The following is a 24,929-nucleotide window of genomic DNA, read 5'->3' on the forward strand; positions in this document are numbered from 1 at the left end:
TGTGGCCAGAAAAATCGTGGCGTGGCCGTGCGCCACGTCGCAACCCCCGTCTCTTCGGCGCCTCGCCGTGGCCCCTGGCGGGCCGCCTCAACGGGGGCAGCACTCCGTTTTGACTTAAATTAATCAAAAATATTTAAAAATCATTAGGATAGAAGCATCAAACCGGGCTGTTTTCAGCCACAGGCATCGGGCCCCTGCCCTTTGCTGACCACGAAAATTTGCGGATTCGCAATGCGGACGGATGCCCGCACTGCCGGCGCAGCCGGCCCGGGCCGAAGCTCGCGCCCCCCCACTCCCGACACGCGCCCATGACCACGCCAGAACAACGCTCGGACAAGAACTGGTCCGCCCGACTGCGATCCGCCATCGGCACCTTCGTCAGCCACCCCAGCCTGGCCCGGGACGCCGCGGTTTCCGCCATTCTCATCATTGGCATCGGTGTCGCCGGGCTGTTTTATTCGATCGAGCAGCTGAACCGGCAATCGGCCCTGGCGGAAGTCGTCAATGCCTCGGGGCGGTTGCGCATGCTCTCCCAACAGATCGCCTATGCCACCCACCGCACCGCCGACAATGACGGCGCCGCCCGGCACGCCCTCCCCGCCCTCAAGGAACGGTTCCGCAGCGGCCTCGCCGACATCGAGGCGCGGGGCCACGCTCTCGGCCTGTTCGAGTCCGACGATCCGGCCGGCCGGGACGCCCTGGCCCACCTCCAGACGGAATGGGCGCATTACCAGCAGGTGACGGGCAGGTTTCTCGGCGAGACGTCGAGCAACGCCTACACCCGGGAGGAAGTCCACGGCTTGGCCGCCGAGGCGGAAAAAATGCTCGACGCGGCGGATGCCGTGGTGCAGACGGAGCTGGCCACCTCGGCCCGGGAGAAGGAAAAGCTCCACGCCCTGATCCCCGCCGTCTTCAGCCTGGGGATCGTCGCCATCCTGCTGCTTGGCCTGTACAACTACTTTCTGATCAGACGGCCGCTGAACAAGATCGGCACGCTGTTCGAACGCATCGCGGCGGGGGATTACACCGCCCGGGTAGAGGTGGGCCGCCGCGACGAGTTCGGCCAGCTGGCGGAACGGCTGAACCGCAACGTGAGTACCGTCGCAGCGCTGCATGCCGAGCAACTGCGGGCGGAGCAGGCCATTCGCGAGAGCGAGCTGCGCAACCGCACCCTGTGGGAAGTCAGCACCGACGCCATCGTCATGATCGACGTGCACAACACGATCCGCTTCACCAACCCGGCGGTGTTGCAGGTGTTTGGCTACACCCAGGAGGAGCTGCTCGGTCAGGCGCTTTCGCTGATCCAGCCGCCCCGCTTCCAGCAGCAGCACCGGGAGCAGTTCGACCGCTACATCCAGACCCGGGAGCGCCGCCTGGACTGGTCCCGGGTTGAACTGACCGCCCGGCACAAGTCCGGCCAGGAAATTCCGGTGGAGTTGTCCTTTGCCCACATGGTGCTCAACGGGCAGAGCTGGTTCGTCGGCTTCTTCCGCGACATGACCCAGCGCAACGCCGCCATCGAGAGCCTGCAGATCCGCAAACGGGCCATCGATTCCACCGGCGAGGGGATCATGATCACCGACGCCCAGAAGGACGAATACCCGATCATCTACATCAACCCGGCCCTGGAGCGGATCACCGGCCGGCCGGCCGATTCGATCCTGGGCCGGAACGGCCGGCTGCTATCCGGCCCGGCCCAGGGGGAACCGGGCCTGCCGGCCCTGGGGCTGGTGTTCGTCGACGAGCGGGACGGCACCATTGAACTGCAGGGACGGCGCGGCGACGGCGAGCCCTACTGGATCGAGCTGTCGGTGGCGCCGGTGCACAACGCCAGCGGCGAGATCAGCCATTACGTCAGCATCTTCAAGGACATCACCGAGCGCAAGCAGTACGAGATGGAGCTGGTGCGCAGCGCCACCTACGACGCCCTGACCGGCCTGCCCAACCGCTTGCTGCTGCAGGACCGGCTGCAGCAGGCGATCACCAACAACGAGCGCCACAAGCGCGAGGTGGGGGTTCTGTTCATCGACCTGGACAACTTCAAGACGGTCAACGATTCCCTCGGCCACCATTTCGGCGACCGGCTGCTCAAGGCGGCCAGCGCCAAGCTCGGCACCTGCCTGCGCGACGGCGACACGGTGGCCCGCTGGGGCGGCGACGAATTCGTCGTGCTGCTGCCGGAGATGGCCTCCCGGGAAGACATCCGCATCGTCGCCGAACGGATCCTCGACCAGCTGCACGAGCCGATCTTCATTGACGACCGCGAGATCTACTGCACCGCCAGTATCGGCGGCAGCATCCACCCTAGCGACGGGGCCACGCCGGAAGAGCTGCTCAAGCACGCCGATGCGGCCATGTACCAAGCCAAGGAGCACGGCAAGAACAAGTACCACCTCTACTCGCGCAGCATCCAGGCCAGCATCGACCGCCGCCTGGCCCTGGAAGTCCAGCTGCGCAAGGCGCTGCAGAACGAGGAGTTCCTGCTCCATTTCCAACCCAAGGTGGATATCGGCTCGGGCCGGGTGGTGGGGGCGGAAGCCCTGATCCGCTGGCAGCACCCGGAGCACGGCATGGTCTCCCCCGCCCTGTTCATTCCGGTCGCCGAGGAGACCGGGCTGATCCTGGAAATCGACAAATGGGTCATCCGTGCCGCCTGCCGCGAGGTGGAGCGGCGCCGCACCCTGGGCATTGCCTGCGGCAGCATCGCCATCAACCTCTCCGCCCGCCAGTTCAGCCGTTCCACCCTGTGCGCCGACATGGCCGAGATGGTGAAGCGGTACCGGCTCCAGCCCGGGGACATCGAGATCGAAATCACCGAAAGCACGGTGATGGGCAACCCGGCCAAGGCGGCGGAAATCCTCCAGGGCCTGCGCGCCCTGGGCTTCACCCTGGCCATCGACGATTTCGGCACCGGCTATTCCAATCTGGCGTCCCTCAAGAACTTCCCGATCCACACGCTGAAAATCGACAAATCCTTTGTCCAGGACCCGGCCATGGTGCGGGCCATCATCCAGCTCGCCATCAGCTACCGGCTGAAAACCGTGGCCGAGGGCGTGGAAGACCAGGAGACGGTGGCCATGCTGGCGACCATGGGGTGCGACATCATCCAGGGCTTTGTTTATTCAAAGCCCCTGCCCCTGGATCAGTTCATTGACTTCGCCCATCGCTTCCCCCCCGGGGATGCGCGCTGATTACCGCCACCGTTTCTTCACGCTTGCCGACTCACGCGTCAACCGCCCAGGGCGGTTCACCACAAGGAAAAACAATGCGATTGGTATGGAGCGAACGACTTCGCACCGGCATCCGGGAAATCGACCTGCAGCACCAGGGGTTCATCGACATCATCAATGACCTGGAAGACTTCTGCCACGATGGCGCCGCCCGGGACAGCCAGGCACCAGGCCGCGATCTCGACCGGATCCTGGCCCAATTGATGGCCTATGCCGAATTCCATTTCGCCACCGAGGACGCCCTGATGGGCAGGCACCTGCCCGAGTCCTCTCCCCACCTGCTCGTCCATGCCCGCGCCCACGCCGGGTTCGGCCAGCACATCCAGGCCTTCAGGCGCCGCCCCGAAGGCGAGCGGCTGGCAGCGGCCGGCCAACTGCTCGACCACCTCAAGCGCTGGTTGGAGCAACACATCCTGGGCGTGGACAAGAAGCTGGTCGAACTGATCGAGGCCCGGCACGACCACGCATGATCCGCCCCAGCCACCCGCCGGGGCCAGGCGCGGCGCCCTCCCGACGTAGCGAGGCTTAGCGCGGGAGCAACCGGCCCGGCGTCAGGCGGCGCAGCTGGCGGCCCAGCACCTCGCGCAAGCGTGGGCTGTGCAGGCAGATGCCGCCGATCAGGCCGACGATGCTGCCGAGCACGGTGTCGAAGAAGCGTGCCTGGATCACTGCGCCGGGGGAGCCGTGGCCCAGGGTGGCGGCCTCGGCGAGCAGGATGGTCATGGGGGTGATGAAGATGGCGGCAAACCCGTAGTGGCGCACCACCGCGGTTTCGACCACGAAGGTCAGCGCCATCATCACCAGGGAGATGGTCCAGTTGTCCAGGGGCAGCAGCAACAGGCCCCAGGCCACCAGCAGGCCGATGGCGGTGCCGAGTACCCGGTGCAGCTGCTTGTTCCACACGGCGCGCAGCGACATGCCCTGGATCACCACCAGGCAGCTCACCGGCACCCAGTAGGCCCGCTCCAGCTGCAGGGCCTGGGCGAGCACCAGGGAGATGCCGACGAATACGCCGATCACCACCGAATCGAAGACGACAAAGTCGAAGGTGGCCGGCGCCAGGGGCGTGACCGGCTGGGGTGCCTGGCGGCGCAGCACGTAGAGGCTGTAGAACAGGGCGATCAGGCAGGCCAGCAGCGCCCCCATGAAGATCAGCCCGACCCGCAGGGGCACCTGCTCGACCGCGGTGGGCGAATAGGCGCCGATGGAAGCGACCATGATGAAGAACAGGCTGCCCGGCACACCGACCCGGTAGAAGCGGCAGACCATGGACACCAGGATGGTGATGAAGATCAGCGCCACCATCATCAGGGCCGGTACGAAGTGGCTGATCAGCCCCAGGGTGTAGCAGGCCGACAGGCCGAAGGCACAGGCCATCAGCGACACCATGCGATGCTAGAGGGGCGTGTTGGGGGTATAGAGAAAGATCAGCCCGCCCAGGGACGAGACCAGGCCGTAATCCATATGGCCGAACCAGGCCCCCACCAGCAGCGGCAGCCCCGAGGCCAGGGCGGCGGCAAAGGGCATCTGCCAGGGCCGGTCGCTCGGGTGGATGGTGGCCAGCTGGCGCCACTCCTCCCGCAGCATGGCCCGGAAGCCATGCCATACCGTTCCCCCATCCCTGCGCGTCATCGTTCGTCCTTTCGCGGCGGGCACATCCGGCCCACGGTGTTTTTTCCCGTGCATTCCGACAGGCAAAGGCGGCGCACCGTTCATTGGCCTGGGCAACGGCGGGTCTTGTGCCAGGCGCCCCAGGCCGGAACGCGGATCGTGGCGGGAGTCGCGAAGGGCGACGTTGGCCAGCAGAGACCGCGCTCGCCCTAGCATCTAGCCGCAGGAGAAGACGCCCCCGTCGGCGGGGGGAAGACCCGGCCCCGCCACCAGAGGCAAGGAAGGCCGCCCCACGGCTGTCGATCTTTTCCCTGCCCTCAGGGCGCGGGGGGCTCGTCGAGCAGCCGCTCGCATTCCGCCATCAGGGCCTGGGCCGTATCCGAGGTGTGATTGGGGTCGAGGGCTTCCATCATGTCGTGGGCGGTGTACAGCCCGGCCTCCCGGGACAAGGAGGCGGCGATGCGCCGGGCCAGCTGGTCGCTCAGGGCCGACAGGTGGCGGCGCTCGTCCATCGCCAGGGTGCGCTTGGAGCGGGTCAGCCAGTCGGCCACCAGGCTGGCGCCCTGGGCCTCGGTCGGCCACTGGCCGTGCTCGTAGTAGGCCGTCAGGCGCTCCGCCACCAGGGCGAAGATCAGGGCCGCGCGCACGCCACGGGAGCTGGCGGCAGGGTGGGAAGGGGTTTCGGCAGCCATGGCAAGGGGTCGTCGGAAAAGGACGCCACCCTACCATTCTTTGCCCCGCCGGGACCGCAAGCGCGCCGCCTTCTGCCCCGACGGGCACCCCCACGCCCGCCACAAACCCGCGTCCTGAGCGGGTCGCCACCAACCACTGTACATTCATACAGCAGTTGGTTATGCTTGGTTCCACTGACAGGTCGTAATCCTCCCCATCCTCCCAGGAGTCACTTGCCATGAAACGTATCCAGAAGTGGTTCGAGCAGATCGCCGGCATCACCCAAGAAGAGCGCGAACGCTGGGCCCTGGCCCAACAGGTCTTCGCCACCCAGCCCATCGACGTGCTGGCCTTGCAGGTTCCTGCCTACTGGCGGCGCAAGGCCCGGGTGTCCGGCGTCCAGCGCTGAAGCGGACCTCCAGCCACAGTCACGAAAAAGCCGGCCGGGCCCCATGGGGCCTGGGCCGGCTTTTTCGTGGCGGCTGGTCCGACGCTACGGTCCGGGGCGGCCATAAACAACCTGACCGGCCCCGGACATGCCTTGGGCTTCTGCCGACACTCCCGACTTAGCCCAACTCAACGGGTACGAAGATACGGGTATCGCCCCGCTCGATCAGCACGGCGGCGTGCTTGCCCGCCTTGGCCAGAAGCCCGCGCAACTGTTCGGCGCTGGTGACCGGCTGGCCATTGATCGACAGGATGATGTCACCGGACTGGATGCCGGCCCGGGCGGCGGCGCCGCTGGCGTTCTGCACCAGCACGCCGCCCTTCACATCGGCCTGACGCTGTTCTTCCGGCGACAGGGAACGCACGGCGACGCCGAGGCGCCCCTTGGCGCTTTCCTCGTTGCCCTGTAGAGCGATCTTGGGTTCGCTGGCGCTGCCGACCTTGACCGCGATTTCCTTGTTCGAGCCGTGCCGCCACACTTGCAACCGGGCCACGTCGCCGGGCCGCATGCCGGCCACCGTGGCTGCCAACTCGCCGGAATTGGTGATGTCCTTGCCGTCGATGCTCAGCACCACGTCCCCCGGTTCCAGGCCGGCCTTGGCGGCGGGGCTGCCCTTCTCCACCGAGTTGACCAGGGCTCCAGCGGGTTTCTTCAGGCCGAAGGAATCGGCCAGGGACTGGTTGATCTCCTGGATGGTGACGCCCAGGCGGCCGCGTTGGACCTGACCGTTGGTGACGATCTGCTTTTCCACGTTCATCGCCACTTCGATGGGGATGGCGAAGGACAGGCCCTGGTAGCCGCCGCTGCGGGAGTAGATCTGGGAGTTGATGCCGATTACCTCGCCGGCCATGTTGAACAGGGGGCCGCCCGAGTTGCCCGGGTTCACCGCCACATCCGTCTGGATGAAGGGCACGTAGCTGCCATCCGGCAGGGAGCGGGACTTGGCCGAGACAATGCCGGCGCTGGCACTGTTCTCGAAGCCAAAGGGGGAGCCGATGGCCAGCACCCATTCACCCACCCGGGTGGCGGTGGAGCTGCCGATCTTCACCGTGGGCAGGCCCTTGGCATCGATCTTGAGCACGGCCACGTCGCTGACCTTGTCGATGCCGCGTACCTTGGCCTTGAACTCGCGCTTGTCGGTGAGCTTCACCGTCACCTCGTCCGCACCTTCGACCACGTGGGCATTGGTCAGGATGGTGCCGTCCGAAGTGATGATGAAGCCGGAGCCCAGGCCCCGCACCGGGGCTTCGCCGCCGGGCTGGGGAGCACGGAAGCGGCGGAAGAATTCGTAGAAGGGATCGTCCGGGTCGAGCTGGGGCAGGCCACCACTATCGGCAACCTGGCGGGTACCGGTCACGCTGATGTTCACCACGGCCGGCCCGTTGCGTTCGACGATGCCCCCCATGTCGGGCAAGGCGGCACTAGGGGCGGCAACGGCTGCCACCGGCACGGCGGCATCGGCGCGGCCGATGGCCGAGATGTGACAGAAGGAATAGGCACCGCCCACGGCGGCGGCCATGGACAGGGCGATGACCGTCAATTTCAGAGCTTTTGCATTCATCGTTAGCCTCCGCAAAGTTCAAGATGCGTGAGTTGCCCGAGGAATCGGCCCTTGCCGGATCGGGACCACGGCACCCGGCCCGGCGCTGCATAAATGCAGGGGTTGGGCCGCATACACTTCATGATTGCCAAGAACGCCGCCGTTGGCAGTTGCAGTTCTGCACCGATCGGTTGAAGTTGTGCAGCATTCTGTTTCTTTTTGTTTGCCCGCTGCCGCTAGCGCCCCGCCATGGAAAACGGCGCCTGTCGGCGCCGTCCGCTCGCCCCTGCTCCGCCATTCCCGCCCCGAAGACGTGACTTGGTAAATACCCGCGCCCTCCCATTCGCTCCGAATCCGGGGTCTGGAGGTGGGTCTGGTTGCTGCAGGCGTTGCCAGTGCCCAATCTTGAGCGGGTAGGAGACCCCGATGCGGGGCACGGTCGGCGCAGGAATGGAGTCTCCCGGCATTGCCCCCCGGCGGGGGCGCCAGCGTCCAGCCACAATGACGGCGGCCGAAAACGAAAGCCCCGGCCGAGTCAGACGCGGCCGGGGCGCAGGATCAGGAGCAAGGGGCGGGGCCGGCGGTCACGCGGCCCCGGCACCCGCCGGGACCCGGCAAGGCGTCAGCCAGCGTAGCGGAAGTAGCCGATCAAGCGGCGCAGTTCGCCGGCGGTGTTGCGCAGGTGGGAGACGCTGTGTCCCACGCTTTCCACGTTGCGGGCACCGTTCTCCAGGCTGTTGGCGATATCGGCCACGCTGCTGCTGATGTCCTGACTGGCCTGGGATTGCTGCACCGTGGCCGAAGCGATGTGGGTCGCCATGCCGTCCACTTCGCGGGATTCCCCGACCACTGCCGTCACCCCCTGCTCCAGACCGGCGAACTCGGCATCGTGGCGGCCGATCAGGCTTTCCGCCGCCTGGATGCGCCCCGTGGCTTCCTGGGACAGGTTGTGGATGCTGACCACGGTCTCGGTGATCTGCTGGGTTTCCTTGCGGGTGCGTTCGGCCAGCTTGCGCACCTCATCGGCCACAACGGCGAATCCCCGGCCCGCCTCGCCTGCCCGGGCCGCCTCGATGGCGGCGTTGAGGGCGATCAGGTTGGTCTGGTCGGCTACTTCCTGGATCGCCTGGGTGATGCGACCGATCTGGGCCAGGGATTGGCCGAGCACCGCCAGGGTCTGGTTGGCGTCACCCACCGCCTCGACGACGGCGGTGGAGGCATGGCGGCCTTCGCGCATGCGTTCGCTGACTTCGCTCATGCGGTCCCGGGTTGTGGCCGCGGCATCGGCGGTGCGGGCCGCATCCCCGGCCACTTCGTGCACCGTGACGCTCATCTCCTCGATGGCGGCAGCGATGCGCCCGGCTGCATCGGACTGGGCAGCCGAATGCTGGGCCACCTGATCCATGTCGGCGGCCAGCACGTCGGCGTTGCCGCTCACCTGGTCGGCCATCTCGGCGATTTCAGCCAACATCACCTTGAGGTGGGACTGAGTGGTGAGCAGGCCGTCGAACAGGCGACCGCTCTCGTCGCGGCGCTGGTGATGGATCAGCTCGGAGAGGTCGCCCTGGGCGATCCGGTCGAGGCTGCTTTCGAGCCGGCTGAAGGTGGTGAAGATGTCGCGGTGCACCCAGGCCATGGCGGCCCCGGAGAGCAAGCCGAGCAGGGTCAGCCCCTGGACCAGGTAGCGCACCAAATCGGTGTCCAGAGCGAAATCCGCACCAAACCAGCTCAGACCGCAGGAGAGGAACAGGGCCCCCATCACGCCGCCGGTGAGCAGTCCGAGGCGCTTGCGTAAGCCGAAGCGGCTGGCCGGCAGGGGCCGGGGCAGAGCCTTGCCGGTTTCGTTCAAGCGCGCGTAGAGCGCTTCCGCCGCCTTGACCTGCTCACGGCTCGGCTCGGTACGCACCGACATGAAGCCGATAGTCTGGTTGTCCTGACGCACCGGCACCACCAGGGCGTCGACCCAGTAGTGGTCGCCGTTCTTGCAGCGGTTTTTGACGATGCCGCGCCAGGGACGTCCGACCTTGAGGGTCTCCCACAGGTCGAGAAAGGCCTGGGGGGGCATCTCCGGGTGACGCACCAAGTTGTGACTTTTACCGATCAGTTCGTCACGGTTGAACCCGGAAAGCTCGACGAAGGCGTCGTTGGCGTAGGTAATGACACCTTTGAGATCGGTCTTGGAAACGATGTACTTGCCCGGTGGGAACGGACATTCCACACCGGTGACGGGGAAATTCTTTTTCATCTTGTCCCACAGCTCCCTGAAACACGTTATGCATTATGCCGAATATTTACTCATTAGGAATAATCACGTAATTCGGCACAGGCACTAACCTTAGGCAATAAGTGCGCCATAAACAGCAAGTTACCCTCGCTCCACTACAACATCGTGAATAAAAAAAGCCCCCGAGAAACTCGGGGGCCGGACGGGGAGTTTCTGTGCTAGACGAATTCAGCCCTGGATGCGGAAATCGATGACGATCTCGCCGGGCTCGCGCTGCACATACTGGATGGCCACGCGGTCGCCAAAGAACTGGTTGATCTGGGCGAGCAGCGGGATCGGGTCGTGGTCGTTGCAAAAGCGCATGGTTTCGCCGGGCTGAAGCGCATCGAGGGCACCGAAGATGGCGGCGTGGCGAAAACGCTTGGCGATGCCGCGGGCGTCAAAACCGTAGGTGCCGTCCTGGAAGACGGGGATGGAACAATCGTGGGCCATGAAAACTCCTCTGTGTGGGGGAAAATAAATTCCCGACTATTTTTGTCGGGTAATGATCCCGCCGCTTTGATTCCCATCAATTTGCCCACGACAACCCCAGGGGCCCGTATCCGCAGCACCGCTTTGGAGGCAAGTCGGGGGGCCTGGGCACAAGCCGTCGGAGCGGTTGCATCTCCAGCCGGAGCAAACGGCGTCTATTCCGCCAGCTCCGGTGGGACAAAGGAGAGGTTCCACGTTGGGGCGCTTCCCGTAGCAAAAAAAAACGGCATACCCGGAGGTATGCCGTTTTGCCTGGCAGCGGACCGGCGCAAACCGGTCACCGGGGCGGGATCAGATGCGCTCGAAGATCGCCGCGATGCCTTGGCCGCCACCGATGCACATGGTCACCAGGGCGTACTTGCCATTGACGCGCTGCAGCTCGTACAGGGCCTTGGTGGCGATGAAGGCACCGGAGCAACCGACCGGGTGGCCCAAGGCGATGGCGCCGCCGTTGGGGTTGGTCTTGACCGGGTCGAGGCCCAGGCCCTTGGACACGGCGATAGCCTGGGCGGCGAAGGCTTCGTTGGACTCGATCACATCCATCTGGTCCAGGGACAGGCCGGCCTTCTTCAGCGCCAGCTTGGAGGCCGGGATCGGCCCCTCGCCCATCACGTCGTTGGGCACGCCGGCGACGGCGTAGGACACCAGGCGGGCCAGAGGCTTGTAGCCAGACTTGGCGGCTGCGGCGGCTTCGGCCAGGACGAAGAAGGCCGCGCCATCATTGATGCCGGAGGCGTTGCCGGCGGTGACGGTGCCGTCCTTCTTGAAGGCCGGTTTCATCTTCGCCAGGGACTCCATGGTGGTGGCCCGGGGATGCTCGTCGGTATCGAACACCACGTCGCCCTTGCGGGTCTGCAGGGTGATGGGGACGATCTGGGACTTGAAGCGGCCTTCGGCGATGGCGCGGGCGGCACGGGTCTGGGACTCCAGGGCGAAGGCATCCTGCTCTTCGCGGCTGATGTTCCACTTGGTCGCCAGGTTCTCGGCGGTGATGCCCATGTGGCCGACACCGAAGGGGTCGGTCAGCACGGCCACCATCATGTCGATGGCCTTGGTATCGCCCATGCGAGCGCCGGAGCGCAGGGCCGGCATCATGTAGCTGCCGCGGGACATGACTTCGACGCCGCCGCCGATACCGTATTCACAGTCGCCGAGCAGGATGTTCTGGGCGGTGGAGACGATGGCCTGGAGACCGGAGGAACACAGGCGGTTCACCTGCATGGCCACGGAGTCCATGGGCAGACCGGCCTGGATGGAGGCGACGCGGGAAACGTAGGCGTAGCGGGAGTCGGTGGGCACGCAGGTGCCGACGGTCACGTAGTTGATCTGCTGCGGATCGACACCGGCACGAGCCACGGCTTCCTTCATCACCAGGCCGCCGAGTTCGGCAGGCTCAAGCGTGCTCAGGGAACCACCAAAACCGCCGATGGCGGAACGCGCGGCGCTCAGGACAACAACTTCTCTGCTCATGAAACTCCCTCCTTATAAAACCTTGGAAAAGCCACCATCCGGAACGATCCGGTCTAGCCCACCCAACTGGCCAGGCCCAGCAGCAGCAACAAGAATAACCACAGCACCAGGGCCCGCCATACCAGGCCCACGGCGCTTTGCAGCGAATCCACGTCAGCGTCCTCACCTACCCCCAGTTCGGCACGGTCGGTAAGTTCGCCCCCTTCCATCAGGGGTTGGCCGAGCCGGATACCCAGGGCACCGGCGCCAGCCGCCAGGACGATGCCCAGCTGCCCCTGGCCCCAGGCCGCGGCCTGGGTGCGCCAGCAGTAGGCCGCATCCTCGAAATTGCCGACGATGGCAAAGGCAAAGGCCGTCACCCGCGCCGGCAGCCAGTCGATGATGGCAAACGATTGTTGCGAAAATTCGCCGAACCGGCCGAATTCGAGCGCCTCGACCGCCACGCTGCCGTCCACGCCCGGAGACGTTTCCGCCAGCGGAGACCCGGCGGCGAGACGGGAGCGGCTGCCCCACTGGTCGGCCAGGTGGGCGGCCAGCCGGTACAGCACAGCCCCCATCGGGCCGGGCAGCAGGACGAACCAGAACACCACGGCGAAGACGTGGCGGTAAGCGGCGGCCAGGCCTTCTTCGATGGTGACCCGGGCAATCTCGTCGGATGAGAAGGATTCAGCGCTACGGCCACGCCAGGACGTCAGCAATTCGCGTGCCCGGGGCAGATCGCCGAGGCGCAGGGCCAACTGAATGTCGGTGACGAAATGGCTGAACTGGCGAAAGCCCATGGTCAGGTACAGCACCAGGACGTTCCATGCCCAGCCGAGCAGGGGCGACACCTGGCAGAGCAGGAAGAACACCAGCCAGGAGCCGCCGGCCAGCAGCACGGCCAGGGTCAGCCAGGCGAACACGCCGTGGCGGTATTCCCCGGCGTTGAGGTGGCTTTCCAGAAAATCGGCGAACCGGTCGAGCGGTCCGAGGATCAGCCGACGGTCGGAGAGGGGGCGCACCTGCTCGATCAGCAGGGCTGCAATCAGGGAAAACAGGCTCATCGGTAGTTTGATGGGCCGGCCGCTCCATGGCATGCCGGAGCGGTGCACGGCCTCTTGGAAAAGTTCTGGGCGGGTGATGAGAATCAGACCGCACGATAACACAACCCGTCGGCCCCTCCGTTGGCAACCCTGTGCAGTGCAGCAATTGGCGAGCGGCGGAAAAGGCGCAGGGCATGGCGAACGTCCTGCCCGGCCCCCTCCAACCGGCCGGGCCCTGCCGGCGGCATGGGAGGAAAACGGACGATGCGACGGTCAGCCGGGGTGCCGTGCCAGGGCGTCGGCCAAGGCTACGATCATGCCCGCCGTGGCGCCCCAGATATAGCGCTCGCCGTAGGGCAGCGCGTAATAGTGGCGCAGCCGTCCCTGCCATTCCCGGGCATGGCGCTGGCGGTTGGCCGGATCGAGCAGAAAGGCCAGGGGCACCTCGAACACCTCGGCCACCTCGCGGGCGTCCGGCGCCAAGGCAAAGGGCGGCGTCAGCAGTCCCACCACCGGCGTGATGCGAAAACCGGTGGTGGTGAAATACTCGGGCAGGTAGCCAAGGACCTCCACGGCACTGCGGGGCAAGCCGATTTCCTCCTCGGTCTCGCGCAGGGCCGTGGCCAGGGGAGACGGATCCTCGGGTTCCACCTGCCCCCCGGGAAAGCTGATCTGCCCCGGATGGGCGGAAAGATGGGAGGTGCGCTGGGTGAGCAGAACCGAGGGGGTGCCTTCGTGGCGGACGATGGGGAACAGCACCGCCGCGGCGCGCAGCCCGGACGGTTCCACGCCGGGCTCGCGAATTTCGCTCTGGTACGGTTCGGACTGGAGGGCGTGACGCAAGTCCGCCAGGACCGGCGGGATGAGGACGGGTGCGGCAGGTTGCAGCAAGGGGGATGCCGTCACCGCTGCACCTCCGCCTCCTCGATTTCGGCGTTCACCGACTCCAGGGCGTCCTTGAGGGTCTCTTCGGCCAGGCCGTTGATGGTGGTGGCCACCATGTCGGCCGCCTCGATCGCCTTGACGGGCAAACGCTTGCTGTCCAGGCCGGCGATCAGCACGGCGGCGGCGCCCGCCACCTGCAGCAGTTGACGACGTTCACCCATGAGCATTTCGAGTTCCTGTCGCAGTAGCCTGATTTCTGCATCGCGTTCGGGCATGGGTGTCTCCTTGCAGCGTATTACCGCTTGATATTTTAAGGCGGAGCGCAGCTCCGCCGGATTGATGCGAACGACCTATTGCCGCGCCGGTGCAACGGATGGCATGGGTCAAAAGCGTCAGAAGCGTTTCTTCAACGTCATCTTGTCGCCATCCCGCTGCATTTCGAAGCGGTTCAGCACGCTCATGCCCAGCAGGATGAAGGGCATGTCGGTGGCGGTCACTTCAGCATCGACGTTGTGAACAGTGACGTCGCCAATCCGCACCGTGTCGAGTTTCAGACGGAAGGTGCGGACCGCTCCGTTAGCGGTCTGGGCATAGCCGGCTTCTCCCCGGCTGGGGTCGATGCCCAGGCGGCGGGCTTCGCCCGGGCCCATGACCAGGTTGGTCGCCCCAGTATCCACCATGAAGCGCACCGACGTGCCGTTGATCGCGCCGCCGGCGATGAAATGACCACGCAAATCGGCGTTGAGGGTCACCGACGTGCCACCCGAATCGCCGCTGACCGAGGTTTGCTGACCGATGCGCACGCTACGGCGCTTGCCGTCGATTTCGAGCATGGCTCGGTCGCTTTCCACCGCCAGCACCTTGATCCCTTCCGGGCTTTTCTGGCCGACGGCCACGGTGCGCGGCGGACCGTTTTCAACCACCAGGATCGCCTTGCCAGGAAACACCCCGGCGACGCTGACCTCCAGGGCCTGGGCCAGGCCCGGCAGGAGGGAGCCAGCCAACAGCACGGCGAGAGGTCCACGGGACTTGCGCAAGGACGAACACGGCAGCGCAACGCTAGAATCGTTCAGCCTGTTCACTGCGGAAACCTGCTCCATGCGTCCCGTCGCCATTTTTCGTCATTTCCCCTCGGAAGGTCCGGGCTATTTTGCCACATTCCTCGATGCCCTCCGTATCCCCTGGACCCTGATCGCCATCGACCGGAACGAGCCCGTACCCCTGCTCAGCGCGAGGGGAAAACCAGCGGATCGGGACGGCACTTTCCCCACTCCATTCCCCTATTCCGGACTCTGTTTCATGGGCGGGCCGATGAGCGTCAACGACCCCCTGCCCTGGATCGACGACGCCTGCGCCCTGATCCGCCAGGCGGTGGCTGCCGGTGTCCCGGTGATCGGCCACTGCCTGGGCAGCCAACTGCTGGCCAAGGCCCTGGGCGGCAAGGTCGGACCCAACCCGGTCAAGGAGATCGGCTGGGGTGACATCCAGGCGATCCCCGGGGACGCAAGCAGCCGCTGGCTAGGCGACATTGCCGCTGCCCCGGTCTTTCACTGGCACGGTGAAACCTTCACCTTGCCGGCGGGTGCCGAACGCCTGGCGCAAAGCGCCGCCTGCGCCAACCAGATGTTCGCCCTGGGCCCCCACCTGGGCATGCAGTGCCACGTGGAGATGACCCCGGAAATGATCGCCGCATGGTGCAGCGCCTGGCCTGCCGAAGTGGCCGGGCTACCGGCCCTGCCCGACTCGGTGCAGACCCCGGCACAGATGCAGGCCGACACACCACGCCAGTTGCCGGCCATGCGCGTCCTGGCCGACCGGCTCTACGGCGAGTGGATCAAGGGGCTGGCGCGGGATTGACCGGCGATGCCCAACCGCTACGGATGGCGGCCAACGCACCGCCATCCGTAGCCGAGGTTCCCCAGGGCGCACTCAAGCACACGCCCGGATCGCGCCGCCAGGGGCGCAGCGTTTGCCGGCGACGGGCCGCCCCCCGCCCGGAACTCAGGGGTAGAGGCCGCGCATCACCCGGGCGCGCAGCACCCGGGTCGCACCAACCACATAGGCGGCAGTGCGCAGGGTGATGGCCTTGGAATCGGCCACCTCCCAGACCGCGGCGAAGGCCTCGGCCATGATGCGGTCGAGCCGGTCGTTGATCTCGGCCTCGCTCCAGAAGAAGCTGTAGATGTCCTGGACCCACTCGAAGTAGCTCACCGTGACGCCGCCGGCGTTGGCCACCACGTCCGGGCAGACCAGGATGTTGCGCCCGTGCAGCACCTCATCGGCCTCCGGCAGGGTCGGACCGTTGGCCCCTTCCACCACCATGCGCGCCTTGATGCGTTCGGCCCGGCCCGGGGTGATCTGGGCCTCCAGGGCGGCGGGCACCAGGATGTCGCAGTCCACATCCCAGAAGTGCTCGTTGTCGATCACCTCCGCCCCGGGAAAACCGGCGAAGCCCCCGCTGGTACGGCGATGCACCTGGAGCGCCTGGGGATCGAGGCCGGCGCCGCTGTGGACGGTACCCGACACATCCTGCACGGCGACGATTTTGGCCCCGGCATTGTGGAAAATGCGCGCCGCCGCGTCGCCCACATTGCCCAGGCCCTGGATCGCCACCCGGGCGCCCTTCATTTCCAGGCCGATGCGCCGCGCCGCCTCCCGCGCCACCACATACACGCCCCGGCCGGTGGCATCGTGGCGCCCCAGGCTGCCGCCCAGGGAGATGGGCTTGCCGGTGACTACCCCGGTAACGGTGGCGCCCTGATCCATCGAGTAGGTGTCCATCATCCAGGCCATCACCTGCTCGTTGGTGCCCACGTCCGGCGCCGGAATGTCCTTGTCCGGGCCGAGCAGGATGTTCACCTCCGAGGTATAGCGCCGGGTCAGCCGCTCCAGCTCGTTGCGCGACAGGGTGTTGGGATCGACCCGTACGCCGCCCTTGGAGCCGCCGAAGGGCACGTTCACCACCGCGTTCTTGATCGTCATCCAGGCCGACAGGGCCATCACTTCGGACAGGGTCACGTCCTGGTGGTAGCGGATGCCGCCCTTGCCCGGTCCCCGTGAGGTGTTGTGCTGCACCCGGTAGCCTTCGTAGTGGGCGTAGCTGCCGTCGTCGCGACGGATCGGCACGTCCACGATGAGGATGCGCTTGGGCCGGCGCAGGGTCTCGACGTGGGGCTGGAGCGACTCTTCGAGCATCGGCACGACTTTTTCCACCTGGGCCAGATAGGTTTCCCAGGGACCGAGGTTGTCGGCGGACAGGTATGACGGCAGGGAATCGAGGTAGGGCTTGAGGCTGGCAGTCATGGCGGGTCCTCCGGGGTATGTACCGCTCCGTGTCGTTTGCCGGTGAGACAGTACCCACCGGCCAGGGTTCGTCCTGTCCGTGCCGGCTGAATGGCAGCGCCGACCCCCCGTGGAAAGCGGCCGTTCGTCCGGCCAAGCCTCAAGCCGACGCAGCAACGGCGAACCGGCGGGCCCCGCTGTGGTCAGTTCAACATCGGCCCGGACCGGGGCGTCCGTTTTTCCACCAGCAAAGGAGTATCGCGATGTCCAAACTGTGCGCCACCCTGCTCGCCTCCTGTTTCCTCCTGGCCGGTTCCCCGGCCTTCGCCCAGGACACCATGAAGAAGGACGGCATGCCGAAGGAAGAAATGAAGCAGGACGCCATGTCCAAGGACGGCATGGCCAAGGAAAAACCGGCCAAAAAGCACCACAAGGCGGCCAAGAAGCACACGGCCAAGAAAGCCATGGAGAAGGAAGGCATGGACAAGGACGACATGATGAAGAAGTAGCCCGCGGCTACCCAAACGCAAACGCCCCGCCGTCGGAACCTCCGGCAGCGGGGCGTTTTCCTTGGCCGGCACGGCCGGCCCGGGGTTCAGTGGCTGGTGCCTTCGGACAGGTTGATCTTGTTGAAGACGTTGTACTTGCCTACGGGCTTCTTCATCGGGATGCGCTTCACTTCCTTGAGGGTGGCCGCATCGAACACGATCAGCGCCCCGTCCTGCTCCCACAGGCTGGCCAGCACGTATTTGCCGTAGCGGTCGAACTCCACGTGGGCCAGGGTCTTGCCCGGCTCGGGGCGCAGCTTGGCCACCACCTCCAGGGTGCGCTTGTCGATCACCTGCAAGGTGTCGCGCCCCTCCGGGCTCATCATGGAATCGACCCAGGCGTAGGGCGATTTCTCGTGGCTGCGCAGGAAGAAGCCCGGGCCCAGGGTGGGGATGGTGGCCACGGTCTTCCAGGTGTCGGTGTCGATCACCGTGACCTTGCCCGAGCTCAGGTTGGGCGAGGCCATCACCCGCTTGCCCTGCCAGTCGAAGGTGATGCCCGAGCCCAGGTGGGGCATGCCGGAAAGATCCAGGTCGGCGATCTTGCGCCGCACGTCCAGGTTCACCACCTGGCCCTTGGTGGCCTCCCGGGAGGCGCCGAGCAGGTTCACATAGTCCTGGGTGAAGAAGAAGTCGTCGAGTACCTGGTCGAGCTTGATGCGGCGCGGGGTGAACTGGCCCGGCAGGGGGTTGCCCTCGCGCATCCGGTAGTCGTGCACCAGCCCTTCCCACACCTCCGGGGCGTTCTTGTCGTAACGGATCTCCCAGGCTTCGGGCACATCCTTCAAGGCCACCACGAAGCTGTGGCGCGGCGCGGCGGTATACACGGCGGAGACCCGGCTGCTCTGCTTGCCGCTGGCATCCGTCACCGGATAGATGCGCTGCACCGCCAGGTCCTTGGCCGACAGCAGCACCAGGGTGCGGGGCAGGTAGTTGGCCACCATCACCCACTCGCCGTCGGCGGACACGGCCACGTTGCGGGTATTCAGCCCGGCGCGGATCTCGCCCACCACCTTGAGGTTCCACAGGTCGTACTTGGTCACCCAGCCGTCGCGGCTGGCGAAGAACACGTAGCGCCCGTCCTTGGTGAACTTCGGCCCGCCATGCAGGGCGTAGCGGCTCTGGAAGCGGTGGATCGGCTCCAGCTTGTCGCCGTCGAGGACCGAGACGTGGTGGTCGCCGGTTTCCACCACCAGAAAGACGTTCAACGGGTCGGCGGCGAACACCGGCTTGGCCGGCAGCTTGTCGGCGTCCGGCAGCAGCCAGCGCGAGGCAGCCATGTCGGCCTCGCTCCAGGTCGGCGTCGGCACCACCGGGGTGTAGATCCAGTCGGCCACGGCCTTGATCTGATCGGCCGAGAGCCGGTCGGCAAAGGGCAGCATCTGGGTGGCCGGCCGGCCCTGGCCGATGACCTTGACCGCCTCGGCCTTCTTCAGCCGCTCCAGGCTTTCCGGCAGCAGGGCCGGGCCGGTGCCGCCGGTGCGGCTGGCACCGTGGCAGCTGGCGCAGTGGGTGGCGAACAGGGCGGCCGGGTCGCTGGCCGCGGCTGCAGCCGTACGGGGCGAAGCGGTGGTGATGGCATCTTGCGCCTGGGCGGCGGCAAAAGGCGCAACAAAGAGACCTGCCAGGAGAACCAATAGGGACGCGGGTTTCAGAGGGGGCATCGCGGATCTCAAGGATTGACGGGGGTTAGCGGGATGGCTGCCCGGAGCGCCTTATCTGGCGCGGGGTTTGCGGCATCGCCCTGGGCGGATTGCCAGCCCGGCGGCAGGCCGATCTCATCGTCGGCCAGGTAGCAGCCCGGGTCCTCGCTCCACGGATCGCCGGTCAGTTGCTGGGCGCGCACCCGGGTGTTGCCGTTGCAGATGGCCAGGTGGGCGCAGGCGCCGCAGCGCCCGGTGACCGCCCGGGGGTGCTGTTTGAGGCCGGCCAGCAGTGGGTCGGACAGGTCGGTCCAAATCTCGGAGAAGGCTCGCTCCTTGACGTTGCCCAGAGTGTGGTGCCACCACATGGTGTCCGGGTGCACGTTGCCCAGGTTGTCGATGTTGGCCACGTTTACGCCACTGGAATTGCCGCCCCACTGGGTCAGCTTGGCGCGGATGTGCTCTGCCTTTTCCGGGAAGCGGCGCTGCACCCAGTGGAGGAAATACACCCCGTCGGCATCGTTGTTGCCGGTGGTGAATTCCTTGGCCTCGCCCTTTTCCACCCCGGCCCAGCAGCGCTCGAACAGCATGTCCATGGCCGCCCGGGTGCTCTGGTGGTGGGCGTCGGTCTTGCGGTTGCGGTTGCCCCGGCCGGCGTAGTTGAGGTGGCTGAAGTAGAAGCGGTCGATGCCTTCGGCCTCCACCAGGTCGAGCAGCCCGGGCAGGTCGTGGGCGTTGTCCTGGGTCATGGTGTAGCGCACCCCAACCTTGAGCCCCCGGTCGCGGCACAGGCGCACGCCGTGCAAGGATTTCTCGAAGGCGCCGTCCATGCGGCGGAAGCGGTCGTGGGTCTCGCGGATGCCGTCCAGGGAGACGCCCACGTAGTTGAAGTCCAGCTCGGCGATGCGGTCGATGTTGGACTCGTCGATCAGGGTGCCGTTGGACGACAGGCCGACGTAGAAGCCCATGGCTTTTGCCCGGGCGGCGATCTCCCAAATGTCGTGGCGCAGCAGGGGCTCGCCACCGGAGAGGATCAGCACCGGCACGCGGAAGCCCTTCAGGTCATCCATCACCGAAAACACCTGGGCGGTGGACAGCTCGCCGGGAAAGTCCTTGTCGGCGGAGATCGAGTAACAGTGCTTGCAGGTGAGGTTGCAGCGGCGGATCAGGTTCCAGATGACCACCGGCCCGGGGGGCGGGCGGCGCGGCCCCACCGGGGTGGGGGCAACCAGTTCCTGCAGGTATTGGGTGATGCGAAACATGAACCCCTCCTGAATTATGCGGCGCGTAGTGGGCAGAATAAGCCAGCCGGGCGACAGGCGTAAGGCCCGCCGCGGCAGAGCGCCTTGTGAGGCGCATTACACCGCGGCAAACCGCGCCCGGCGTTGATTTCGGTCAGAACGCCCGCCAGCCGGGATGAGCGGCGGGCAGCACGGTGGCGTAGCCTTCAGGCCGCCGACGGGGTCTGTGCCGGCGGAATTTCCGCCAGCAACTGCTCGACCCAGCCGCGCATGAAGGCGGTGCGCCGCTCGGCTTCGGCCCGGCCGGCGGCGGTCTGCATGGTGGCGGCCAGGGTGAACAGCTTGGCCGGGAAGTGGTCCAGGGTGTAGGCCAGGTCGTCCACCGGCCGGCCGCCGGGCAGGGGCAAGGGTTCCGCCGGGCAATACAGGGGCCGGCCGAGCTGGCCGCCCACCACCAGGCAGCGGGCGATGCCCACCGCTCCCAGGGCGTCGAGCCGGTCCGCGTCCTGTACCACCCGGGCCTCGATCGACTCGGGGGGAATGCCGGCGGAAAAGCTGTGGGCGGCGATGGCCTGGCCGATGGCCGGCAGCCAGCCGGCCGGGTAGCCCGCCTGGGCCAGCCAGGCCACGGCCTTTTCAGCAGCCAGGCGCGAGGCCCGGGGCCGGTCCGGCGAATCCTTGGCCACCGCCACGCAGTCGTGCAGCCAGGCCGCCGGCAGCACCACCTCCAGGCGGGCGCCCTCTTCCGTCGCCAGGCGCCGGGCGTTGGTCACCACCCGGCGCAAATGCTCGTCGTCGTGGGCGGCATCGGCCGGGGCGCAGGAGCGGGCGAAGGCGGCGCAGCGGGCCTCCCAGGCGGCCAGGGTGGCGGGATCGAAGGGATCTAAGGAATCGGCCGCCGTGGCGGGCACGGCGGCGGGATTGGAAATCGTCATGTCGGGGGAAATACCGTCGTTATCGTTGGTCCGGCCGGATTATCGTCGCCGGCCTGGGAACTACGGATGCCGATACTACCTGCGAAGGCTACAGGCGCTGCCGGGCAGATCGCCCGCAGGCGGCGGCCGGCTCACTCGGCCAGGCGCAGCCCGGCCTTTTTGAGGATGCGGGTGGAAAACAACACGTCGTGGCCGCGGCAGGCGTCGCCCAGCAGGGCTTCGATCCGGGCCACCTTGGCGCGCACCTCGTCCCGGGAGGCGCCGTGCACCATGGCGAACAGGTTGTAGGGCCACAGGGGCAGGCGGCGCGGGCGGCGGTAGCAGTGAGTGACGAAATCCAGGCCGCCGATCAGCGGCCCCAGCGCGGCCACCCGGGCGTCGTCCACGTCCCACACGCTCATGCCGTTGGCGGTCCAGCCAATGGCGTAGTGGTTGGGCACCACGCCGATGCGGCGGATCACGCCGTTTTCCACCAGCCGGGCGAGGCGCGCCCGCACCTCGGCGCCCGAGAGGCCCAGGGATTCGCCCACGGCGTCGTAGGGGCGGGGCACCAGGGGCAGGCCGGCCTGGGTGGCGAGCACCAGCCGGCGGTCGAGGGGATCGAGGATCGGCGCGGAGCCAGTTTCGGTTTCCGGCATGGCACGGGCCGCGCCCGGCGCGTTGAGGATGGCGTCGCTCATACCCGGGCCTCCAGCTTCATCTCGACGAAGAATTCCTCTTCCTTGGGGAAGGCGAACACCGGCAGGCCAGTGGCCGCCTCGATGGCGGCGATGGCCCGGGGGATGCCGTCCGGGGTCTCGGTGGCGAGCACGAACCACATGTTGAGGGCGTGCTCGCGGCGGTAGTTGTGGGCCACCTCGGGCAGGGCGTTGACCGCCTCGGCCACCGCCTCGTAGCGCTCCTCCGGCACCGCCAGGGCGGCCAGGACGAAGGCGCCGCCCATGCGCTCGACCTGAAACAGGGGGCCGAAGCGGGTCAGCACCCGGGCCTCCAGCAGAAGCTCGATGCGGGCGATCAGGGTGGCCTCGTCACAGCCCAGGGCGGCGGCAGCCTCGGCGAAGGGCGCCTCGCTCAGTGGGAAATCGCCCTGCAGGCGGGCCAGGATGGCCCGGTCCAGGTCGTCCAGGGGAATCGGCGTGAACGCGCCGCGCCGGGAGGTTTCCGGGGCGGCGGCGGATGAAGGGGGCGAAGGAGGCACGGGGTCAGGCATAGCGGGCTCCGGTCTGCTTGTAACGGGTGCGCGAGAACAGCACGGCGTGGGCGTAGCCCTCCAGGCCGAGGCGGCCGCGCAGGTCGGCGATGGTGGCTTCCACCGTGGCCCGGTCCTGGCCGTGGATCATGCAGAACAGGTTGTAGGGCCAGTCCGGCAGCACCCGGGGACGGCGGTAGCACAGGGTCACCGCCGGCTCCTGGGCGAGGCGCTCGCCCAGGGCGTCGGCGGCCGCGTCGGGCAGGTCGTGGACCAGCATGGCGTTGGCGGTGTAGCCCAGCTCGTGGTGGCGTACCACCACGCCGAAGCGTTTGATGATGCCCTCGTCCACCCATTGGCGGATGCGGGCGATCACCGCGGCCTCGTCGCTGCCGATGCGCTCGGCGAGCAGGGCGAAGGGGCGGATGAAGAGGGGCAAGCCTTCCTGCAAGGCCATCACCAGCCGGCGTTCGCCCTCGTCCAGGGTACGCGGCGGGACGAAGGGCTGGGCCGCGGGGGCCCGCGCCATGGCCGGAGCCAATTCCGCCCCACCCAACGCGCCCGGCGCCCCCAGGCCGAAGCCCAGATCGATGTGGTACTCGGCCAGCAAGGGCAGGCGCAGCACCGGCAGGCCGACGGCCGACTCGATGGCGGCCAGGGCCGAGGCCAGGCGGCCCTCGGAACCGGCGGTGGCGACGAACCACAGGTTGTAGCGGTGTTCCCGCTCGTAGTTGTGGTTCACCTCGGGAAAGCGGTTGACGATCTCCGCCACCGCCGCCAGTTGCTCCGGTGGCACCGCCACGGCGGCCAGGGTCGAGGCGCCGATGCGCTTGGGGGCGAACACGGCGCCGACCCGGGAAATCTTGCCCGCGCGCTTGAGGCCCTCCAGGGCCTTGAGCACCTCGTTCTCGACAACGCCGAGGCGGGTGGCCAACTCGGCGTAGGGCGCGGCGCACAGGGGAAAGTCGCGCTGAAAGTCGTTGAGCAGGCGAAAGTCCAGGGAATCGGGCGCAGGGGTGCCCCCCCCGCCCGGCGCGCCGGAGGCCGCCACCGTACCGTCAGGCGCCCCCAGCGAGGCCCGCTTCCCGCCCAAACCGCCCAGGGGTGGAACGCTCACGCCGCCGCCTCAGAAGCCCAGCCGGTTGGCCCGGCTGGTGAAGAAGATGCCGGAGGGCGACTTGGCCGCCAGGGTGGCCACCGGAGCGAAGGTGGCAGTGTCGTAGACCACCACCTTGTCGTCGTCCCGGGCCGAGATCCACACCTGCTCACCCCGGGGGGTGAATTCCAGGTGCAGCACGGCCTTGCCCGGCTCCAGGGTCTTGGCGATGGTGTTGGTCAGGGTATCGATCACCTGGACCCGGCTGTAGTCGGGCACGGCGAAGTTCACCCACACCTGGCGCCCGTCGGGCCGGGCCATGACGAATACCGGCTGGCCGGCCACCGGGATGCGGCCCACTTCCTTCCAGGTGGTGAGGTCCACCACCAGCACCTCGTGGCGGCCGATGGCGGGCAGGTAGGCCCGGTTGCCGGCCACGGCCCAGCCGCGCAGGTGGGGCATTTTGAACACCGGCAGCTTTTCCTCGCCCCGGCCGTAGTGGGCCAGCACCCGCTCCACGCCCTTGTCCGGCTGCCACAGGTCGAGTTTGGCGATACCGTCCTCGCCGAACAGGCCGGCCAGGTAGTAGCGGCCGTCCGGGGTGATCAGGGCGTCGTAGGGCTGGTGGCCGATCTTGCCGATCTTGGTGACCTTGGGCGCCTTCACGTCGGACAGATCGGCGATCCAGATGGCATCGGCGTCGAACAACGAATAGATGAAGCGCCGCCCGGGCAGGTCGGCGATGCCCACCACCCGAGAGAATTTCTTGCTGCCGTCGGCGGCGGTGTACTCGGCGGGCAGGTCGGCCACCAGTTCCAGGGTCTTGGCGTCGAACACCTTGACCCCGCCCGGCTCGTAGTTGGCCGCGGCCACCAGGGTGCCATCCTGGGAAACGGCGCCGCCGATGGAGTTGCCGCCCTGGATGACGCGCTTGGCGATGCCGGCGGTGAGCAGATCCACCTTGGTCAGGCCACCGTCGCGGCCGAAGATGTAGGCGTAGCGCCCATCCCGGGAATAGACGGCGGAGGCGTGGGACAGGTCGCCCAGGCCGGCCACCTGGGCGTAGGGGGCCCGGGCGGTGGTGTCCACCAGGGTCAGCTGGCCCGAGGCCCGCTCCACCACCAATCCCAGGTCGCCGGTACCGCGCAGGGGCTGCCCGGGGGCGGCGCAGGCGGCCAAGCCGGCGGCCAGCGCCGCCAGCAGCGCGGCCTGGCCGGTCCGGCGCATCCGGATGGCCCAGGTGGTGAATGGTCCGGCGGCACCCTGCCGCGCGATTTTCCGGCTACCCGGATACAGGCAGATCCCCTTCATCGATGCCTCCCTCAGTATGGTGGCTGGCCCCCGCGCGGCGGGTACCAGATC

24 protein-coding genes are annotated in these 24,929 nt (G+C 67.2%); 5 read left to right on the plus strand and 19 right to left on the minus strand.

The features are described from left to right. Positions 1-308: 308 nt before the first annotated feature. Positions 309-3,191: a bifunctional diguanylate cyclase/phosphodiesterase gene (locus tag OTERR_RS10580; RefSeq protein WP_149425728.1), complete on the plus strand. Its 2,883-nt coding sequence runs from the start codon at positions 309-311 to the stop codon at positions 3,189-3,191. A gap of 74 nt (positions 3,192-3,265) precedes the next feature. Continuing rightward, positions 3,266-3,700 carry a bacteriohemerythrin gene (locus OTERR_RS10585; protein WP_149425729.1) on the plus strand — a complete coding sequence of 145 codons (435 nt, stop codon included), beginning with the start codon at positions 3,266-3,268 and terminating at the stop codon, positions 3,698-3,700. 55 nt (positions 3,701-3,755) lie between these two features. On the opposite strand, the gene OTERR_RS10590 is transcribed toward OTERR_RS10585, so the two are convergent. The 3 genes from OTERR_RS10590 to OTERR_RS10595 form a co-directional block, all read right to left on the minus strand. Further along, entirely contained in the window at positions 3,756-4,619 is an 864-nt protein-coding gene (locus tag OTERR_RS10590) for an FUSC family protein (protein ID WP_246154132.1), read from the minus strand. 6 nt (positions 4,620-4,625) lie between these two features. Beyond that, a complete protein-coding gene (locus OTERR_RS16380) occupies positions 4,626-4,862 on the minus strand; it encodes a hypothetical protein (protein WP_246154133.1) in 237 nt (78 codons plus the stop codon). A gap of 296 nt (positions 4,863-5,158) precedes the next feature. Further along, entirely contained in the window at positions 5,159-5,533 is a 375-nt protein-coding gene (locus OTERR_RS10595; protein WP_054620385.1) for a hypothetical protein, read from the minus strand. A 218-nt stretch (positions 5,534-5,751) separates the two neighbouring features. Between OTERR_RS10595 and OTERR_RS16035 the strand changes: the two genes are divergently transcribed. Continuing rightward, complete coding sequence (locus tag OTERR_RS16035) at positions 5,752-5,922, plus strand: hypothetical protein (RefSeq protein ID WP_187775220.1); 171 nt, start codon at positions 5,752-5,754, stop codon at positions 5,920-5,922. Between the two features lie 157 nt (positions 5,923-6,079). Here the strand turns inward: OTERR_RS16035 and OTERR_RS10600 are convergent, their stop codons facing one another. The 8 genes from OTERR_RS10600 to OTERR_RS10635 all read right to left on the minus strand — a co-directional run bounded on the left by OTERR_RS10600 (position 6,080) and on the right by OTERR_RS10635 (position 14,670). Beyond that, on the minus strand, positions 6,080-7,522 hold the full coding sequence (locus OTERR_RS10600; RefSeq protein ID WP_149425730.1) for a DegQ family serine endoprotease: 1,443 nt from the start codon (positions 7,520-7,522) through the stop codon (positions 6,080-6,082). A 601-nt stretch (positions 7,523-8,123) separates the two neighbouring features. After that, the gene (locus tag OTERR_RS10605) at positions 8,124-9,746 is read right to left on the minus strand and encodes a methyl-accepting chemotaxis protein (RefSeq protein ID WP_149425731.1); all 1,623 of its coding nucleotides are present in this window, start codon (positions 9,744-9,746) and stop codon (positions 8,124-8,126) included. A gap of 207 nt (positions 9,747-9,953) precedes the next feature. After that, complete coding sequence (locus tag OTERR_RS10610; protein ID WP_054620382.1) at positions 9,954-10,217, minus strand: DUF2249 domain-containing protein; 264 nt, start codon at positions 10,215-10,217, stop codon at positions 9,954-9,956. Between the two features lie 330 nt (positions 10,218-10,547). Beyond that, positions 10,548-11,726, minus strand: a complete 1,179-nt coding sequence (locus tag OTERR_RS10615) for an acetyl-CoA C-acyltransferase family protein (protein ID WP_149425732.1) — start codon at positions 11,724-11,726, stop codon at positions 10,548-10,550. 53 nt (positions 11,727-11,779) lie between these two features. Continuing rightward, positions 11,780-12,769 (minus strand): CobD/CbiB family protein, encoded by a 990-nt coding sequence (locus OTERR_RS10620; RefSeq protein ID WP_054620380.1) that lies wholly within the window; start codon positions 12,767-12,769, stop codon positions 11,780-11,782. Between the two features lie 252 nt (positions 12,770-13,021). Beyond that, positions 13,022-13,654 carry a CoA pyrophosphatase gene (locus tag OTERR_RS10625; RefSeq protein ID WP_082396620.1) on the minus strand — a complete coding sequence of 211 codons (633 nt, stop codon included), beginning with the start codon at positions 13,652-13,654 and terminating at the stop codon, positions 13,022-13,024. Then, a complete protein-coding gene (locus OTERR_RS10630) occupies positions 13,651-13,908 on the minus strand; it encodes a hypothetical protein (RefSeq protein WP_054620378.1) in 258 nt (85 codons plus the stop codon). Before OTERR_RS10630 ends, OTERR_RS10625 begins: the two co-directional genes overlap by 4 nt. 117 nt (positions 13,909-14,025) lie before the next feature. Next, complete coding sequence (locus OTERR_RS10635) at positions 14,026-14,670, minus strand: retropepsin-like aspartic protease family protein (protein ID WP_054620441.1); 645 nt, start codon at positions 14,668-14,670, stop codon at positions 14,026-14,028. A gap of 61 nt (positions 14,671-14,731) precedes the next feature. On the opposite strand from OTERR_RS10635, the gene OTERR_RS10640 reads away from it, so the two are divergent. Beyond that, positions 14,732-15,490 carry a type 1 glutamine amidotransferase gene (locus OTERR_RS10640; RefSeq protein WP_149425733.1) on the plus strand — a complete coding sequence of 253 codons (759 nt, stop codon included), beginning with the start codon at positions 14,732-14,734 and terminating at the stop codon, positions 15,488-15,490. Positions 15,491-15,634: 144 nt separating this feature from the next. Here OTERR_RS10640 and OTERR_RS10645 read toward each other — a convergent pair whose 3' ends face one another. Next, complete coding sequence (locus OTERR_RS10645) at positions 15,635-16,936, minus strand: Glu/Leu/Phe/Val family dehydrogenase (RefSeq protein WP_149425734.1); 1,302 nt, start codon at positions 16,934-16,936, stop codon at positions 15,635-15,637. Between the two features lie 242 nt (positions 16,937-17,178). Between OTERR_RS10645 and OTERR_RS10650 the strand changes: the two genes are divergently transcribed. Then, positions 17,179-17,424 (plus strand): pentapeptide MXKDX repeat protein, encoded by a 246-nt coding sequence (locus OTERR_RS10650; protein WP_054620375.1) that lies wholly within the window; start codon positions 17,179-17,181, stop codon positions 17,422-17,424. Positions 17,425-17,510: 86 nt separating this feature from the next. On the opposite strand, the gene OTERR_RS10655 is transcribed toward OTERR_RS10650, so the two are convergent. The 7 genes from OTERR_RS10655 to OTERR_RS10685 form a co-directional block, all read right to left on the minus strand. Further along, entirely contained in the window at positions 17,511-19,127 is a 1,617-nt protein-coding gene (locus tag OTERR_RS10655; protein ID WP_149425735.1) for a cytochrome D1 domain-containing protein, read from the minus strand. An 8-nt stretch (positions 19,128-19,135) separates the two neighbouring features. After that, positions 19,136-20,368, minus strand: coding sequence for a heme d1 biosynthesis radical SAM protein NirJ (nirJ, locus tag OTERR_RS10660; protein WP_149425736.1), 1,233 nt, complete (start codon positions 20,366-20,368; stop codon positions 19,136-19,138). Positions 20,369-20,553: 185 nt separating this feature from the next. After that, positions 20,554-21,282: an HD domain-containing protein gene (locus OTERR_RS10665; RefSeq protein WP_082396613.1), complete on the minus strand. Its 729-nt coding sequence runs from the start codon at positions 21,280-21,282 to the stop codon at positions 20,554-20,556. A 131-nt stretch (positions 21,283-21,413) separates the two neighbouring features. Then, positions 21,414-21,962 (minus strand): siroheme decarboxylase subunit beta, encoded by a 549-nt coding sequence (gene ahbB, locus OTERR_RS10670; RefSeq protein WP_223115932.1) that lies wholly within the window; start codon positions 21,960-21,962, stop codon positions 21,414-21,416. Beyond that, entirely contained in the window at positions 21,959-22,492 is a 534-nt protein-coding gene (locus OTERR_RS10675) for an Lrp/AsnC family transcriptional regulator (protein WP_149425737.1), read from the minus strand. Before OTERR_RS10675 ends, ahbB (OTERR_RS10670) begins: the two co-directional genes overlap by 4 nt. Next, a complete protein-coding gene (gene ahbB / locus OTERR_RS10680) occupies positions 22,485-23,588 on the minus strand; it encodes a siroheme decarboxylase subunit beta (protein ID WP_342780100.1) in 1,104 nt (367 codons plus the stop codon). The genes OTERR_RS10675 and ahbB (OTERR_RS10680) overlap by 8 nt, the downstream gene beginning before the upstream one ends. Positions 23,589-23,597: 9 nt before the next feature. After that, entirely contained in the window at positions 23,598-24,794 is a 1,197-nt protein-coding gene (locus tag OTERR_RS10685; protein ID WP_149426517.1) for a cytochrome D1 domain-containing protein, read from the minus strand. Positions 24,795-24,929: the final 135 nt, after the last annotated feature.

Origin of the sequence: Oryzomicrobium terrae (genome assembly GCF_008274805.1) — a bacterium.
Taxonomy (GTDB): domain Bacteria; phylum Pseudomonadota; class Gammaproteobacteria; order Burkholderiales; family Rhodocyclaceae; genus Oryzomicrobium; species Oryzomicrobium terrae.

What these genes read in the sequence shown, in the direction of transcription:
- OTERR_RS10580 (WP_149425728.1), top strand. Translation starts at nt 309, where the DNA reads ATGACCACGCCAGAACAACGCTCGGACAAGAACTGGTCCGCCCGACTG.
- OTERR_RS10585 (WP_149425729.1), top strand. Translation starts at nt 3,266, where the DNA reads ATGCGATTGGTATGGAGCGAACGACTTCGCACCGGCATCCGGGAAATC.
- OTERR_RS10590 (WP_246154132.1), bottom strand. Translation starts at nt 4,619, where the DNA reads ATGGTGTCGCTGATGGCCTGTGCCTTCGGCCTGTCGGCCTGCTACACC.
- OTERR_RS16380 (WP_246154133.1), bottom strand. Translation starts at nt 4,862, where the DNA reads ATGACGCGCAGGGATGGGGGAACGGTATGGCATGGCTTCCGGGCCATG.
- OTERR_RS10595 (WP_054620385.1), bottom strand. Translation starts at nt 5,533, where the DNA reads ATGGCTGCCGAAACCCCTTCCCACCCTGCCGCCAGCTCCCGTGGCGTG.
- OTERR_RS16035 (WP_187775220.1), top strand. Translation starts at nt 5,752, where the DNA reads ATGAAACGTATCCAGAAGTGGTTCGAGCAGATCGCCGGCATCACCCAA.
- OTERR_RS10600 (WP_149425730.1), bottom strand. Translation starts at nt 7,522, where the DNA reads ATGAATGCAAAAGCTCTGAAATTGACGGTCATCGCCCTGTCCATGGCC.
- OTERR_RS10605 (WP_149425731.1), bottom strand. Translation starts at nt 9,746, where the DNA reads ATGAAAAAGAATTTCCCCGTCACCGGTGTGGAATGTCCGTTCCCACCG.
- OTERR_RS10610 (WP_054620382.1), bottom strand. Translation starts at nt 10,217, where the DNA reads ATGGCCCACGATTGTTCCATCCCCGTCTTCCAGGACGGCACCTACGGT.
- OTERR_RS10615 (WP_149425732.1), bottom strand. Translation starts at nt 11,726, where the DNA reads ATGAGCAGAGAAGTTGTTGTCCTGAGCGCCGCGCGTTCCGCCATCGGC.
- OTERR_RS10620 (WP_054620380.1), bottom strand. Translation starts at nt 12,769, where the DNA reads ATGAGCCTGTTTTCCCTGATTGCAGCCCTGCTGATCGAGCAGGTGCGC.
- OTERR_RS10630 (WP_054620378.1), bottom strand. Translation starts at nt 13,908, where the DNA reads ATGCCCGAACGCGATGCAGAAATCAGGCTACTGCGACAGGAACTCGAA.
- OTERR_RS10640 (WP_149425733.1), top strand. Translation starts at nt 14,732, where the DNA reads ATGCGTCCCGTCGCCATTTTTCGTCATTTCCCCTCGGAAGGTCCGGGC.
- OTERR_RS10645 (WP_149425734.1), bottom strand. Translation starts at nt 16,936, where the DNA reads ATGACTGCCAGCCTCAAGCCCTACCTCGATTCCCTGCCGTCATACCTG.
- OTERR_RS10650 (WP_054620375.1), top strand. Translation starts at nt 17,179, where the DNA reads ATGTCCAAACTGTGCGCCACCCTGCTCGCCTCCTGTTTCCTCCTGGCC.
- OTERR_RS10655 (WP_149425735.1), bottom strand. Translation starts at nt 19,127, where the DNA reads ATGCCCCCTCTGAAACCCGCGTCCCTATTGGTTCTCCTGGCAGGTCTC.
- nirJ (WP_149425736.1), bottom strand. Translation starts at nt 20,368, where the DNA reads ATGTTTCGCATCACCCAATACCTGCAGGAACTGGTTGCCCCCACCCCG.
- OTERR_RS10665 (WP_082396613.1), bottom strand. Translation starts at nt 21,282, where the DNA reads ATGACGATTTCCAATCCCGCCGCCGTGCCCGCCACGGCGGCCGATTCC.
- ahbB (WP_223115932.1), bottom strand. Translation starts at nt 21,962, where the DNA reads ATGAGCGACGCCATCCTCAACGCGCCGGGCGCGGCCCGTGCCATGCCG.
- OTERR_RS10675 (WP_149425737.1), bottom strand. Translation starts at nt 22,492, where the DNA reads ATGCCTGACCCCGTGCCTCCTTCGCCCCCTTCATCCGCCGCCGCCCCG.
- OTERR_RS10685 (WP_149426517.1), bottom strand. Translation starts at nt 24,794, where the DNA reads ATGCGCCGGACCGGCCAGGCCGCGCTGCTGGCGGCGCTGGCCGCCGGC.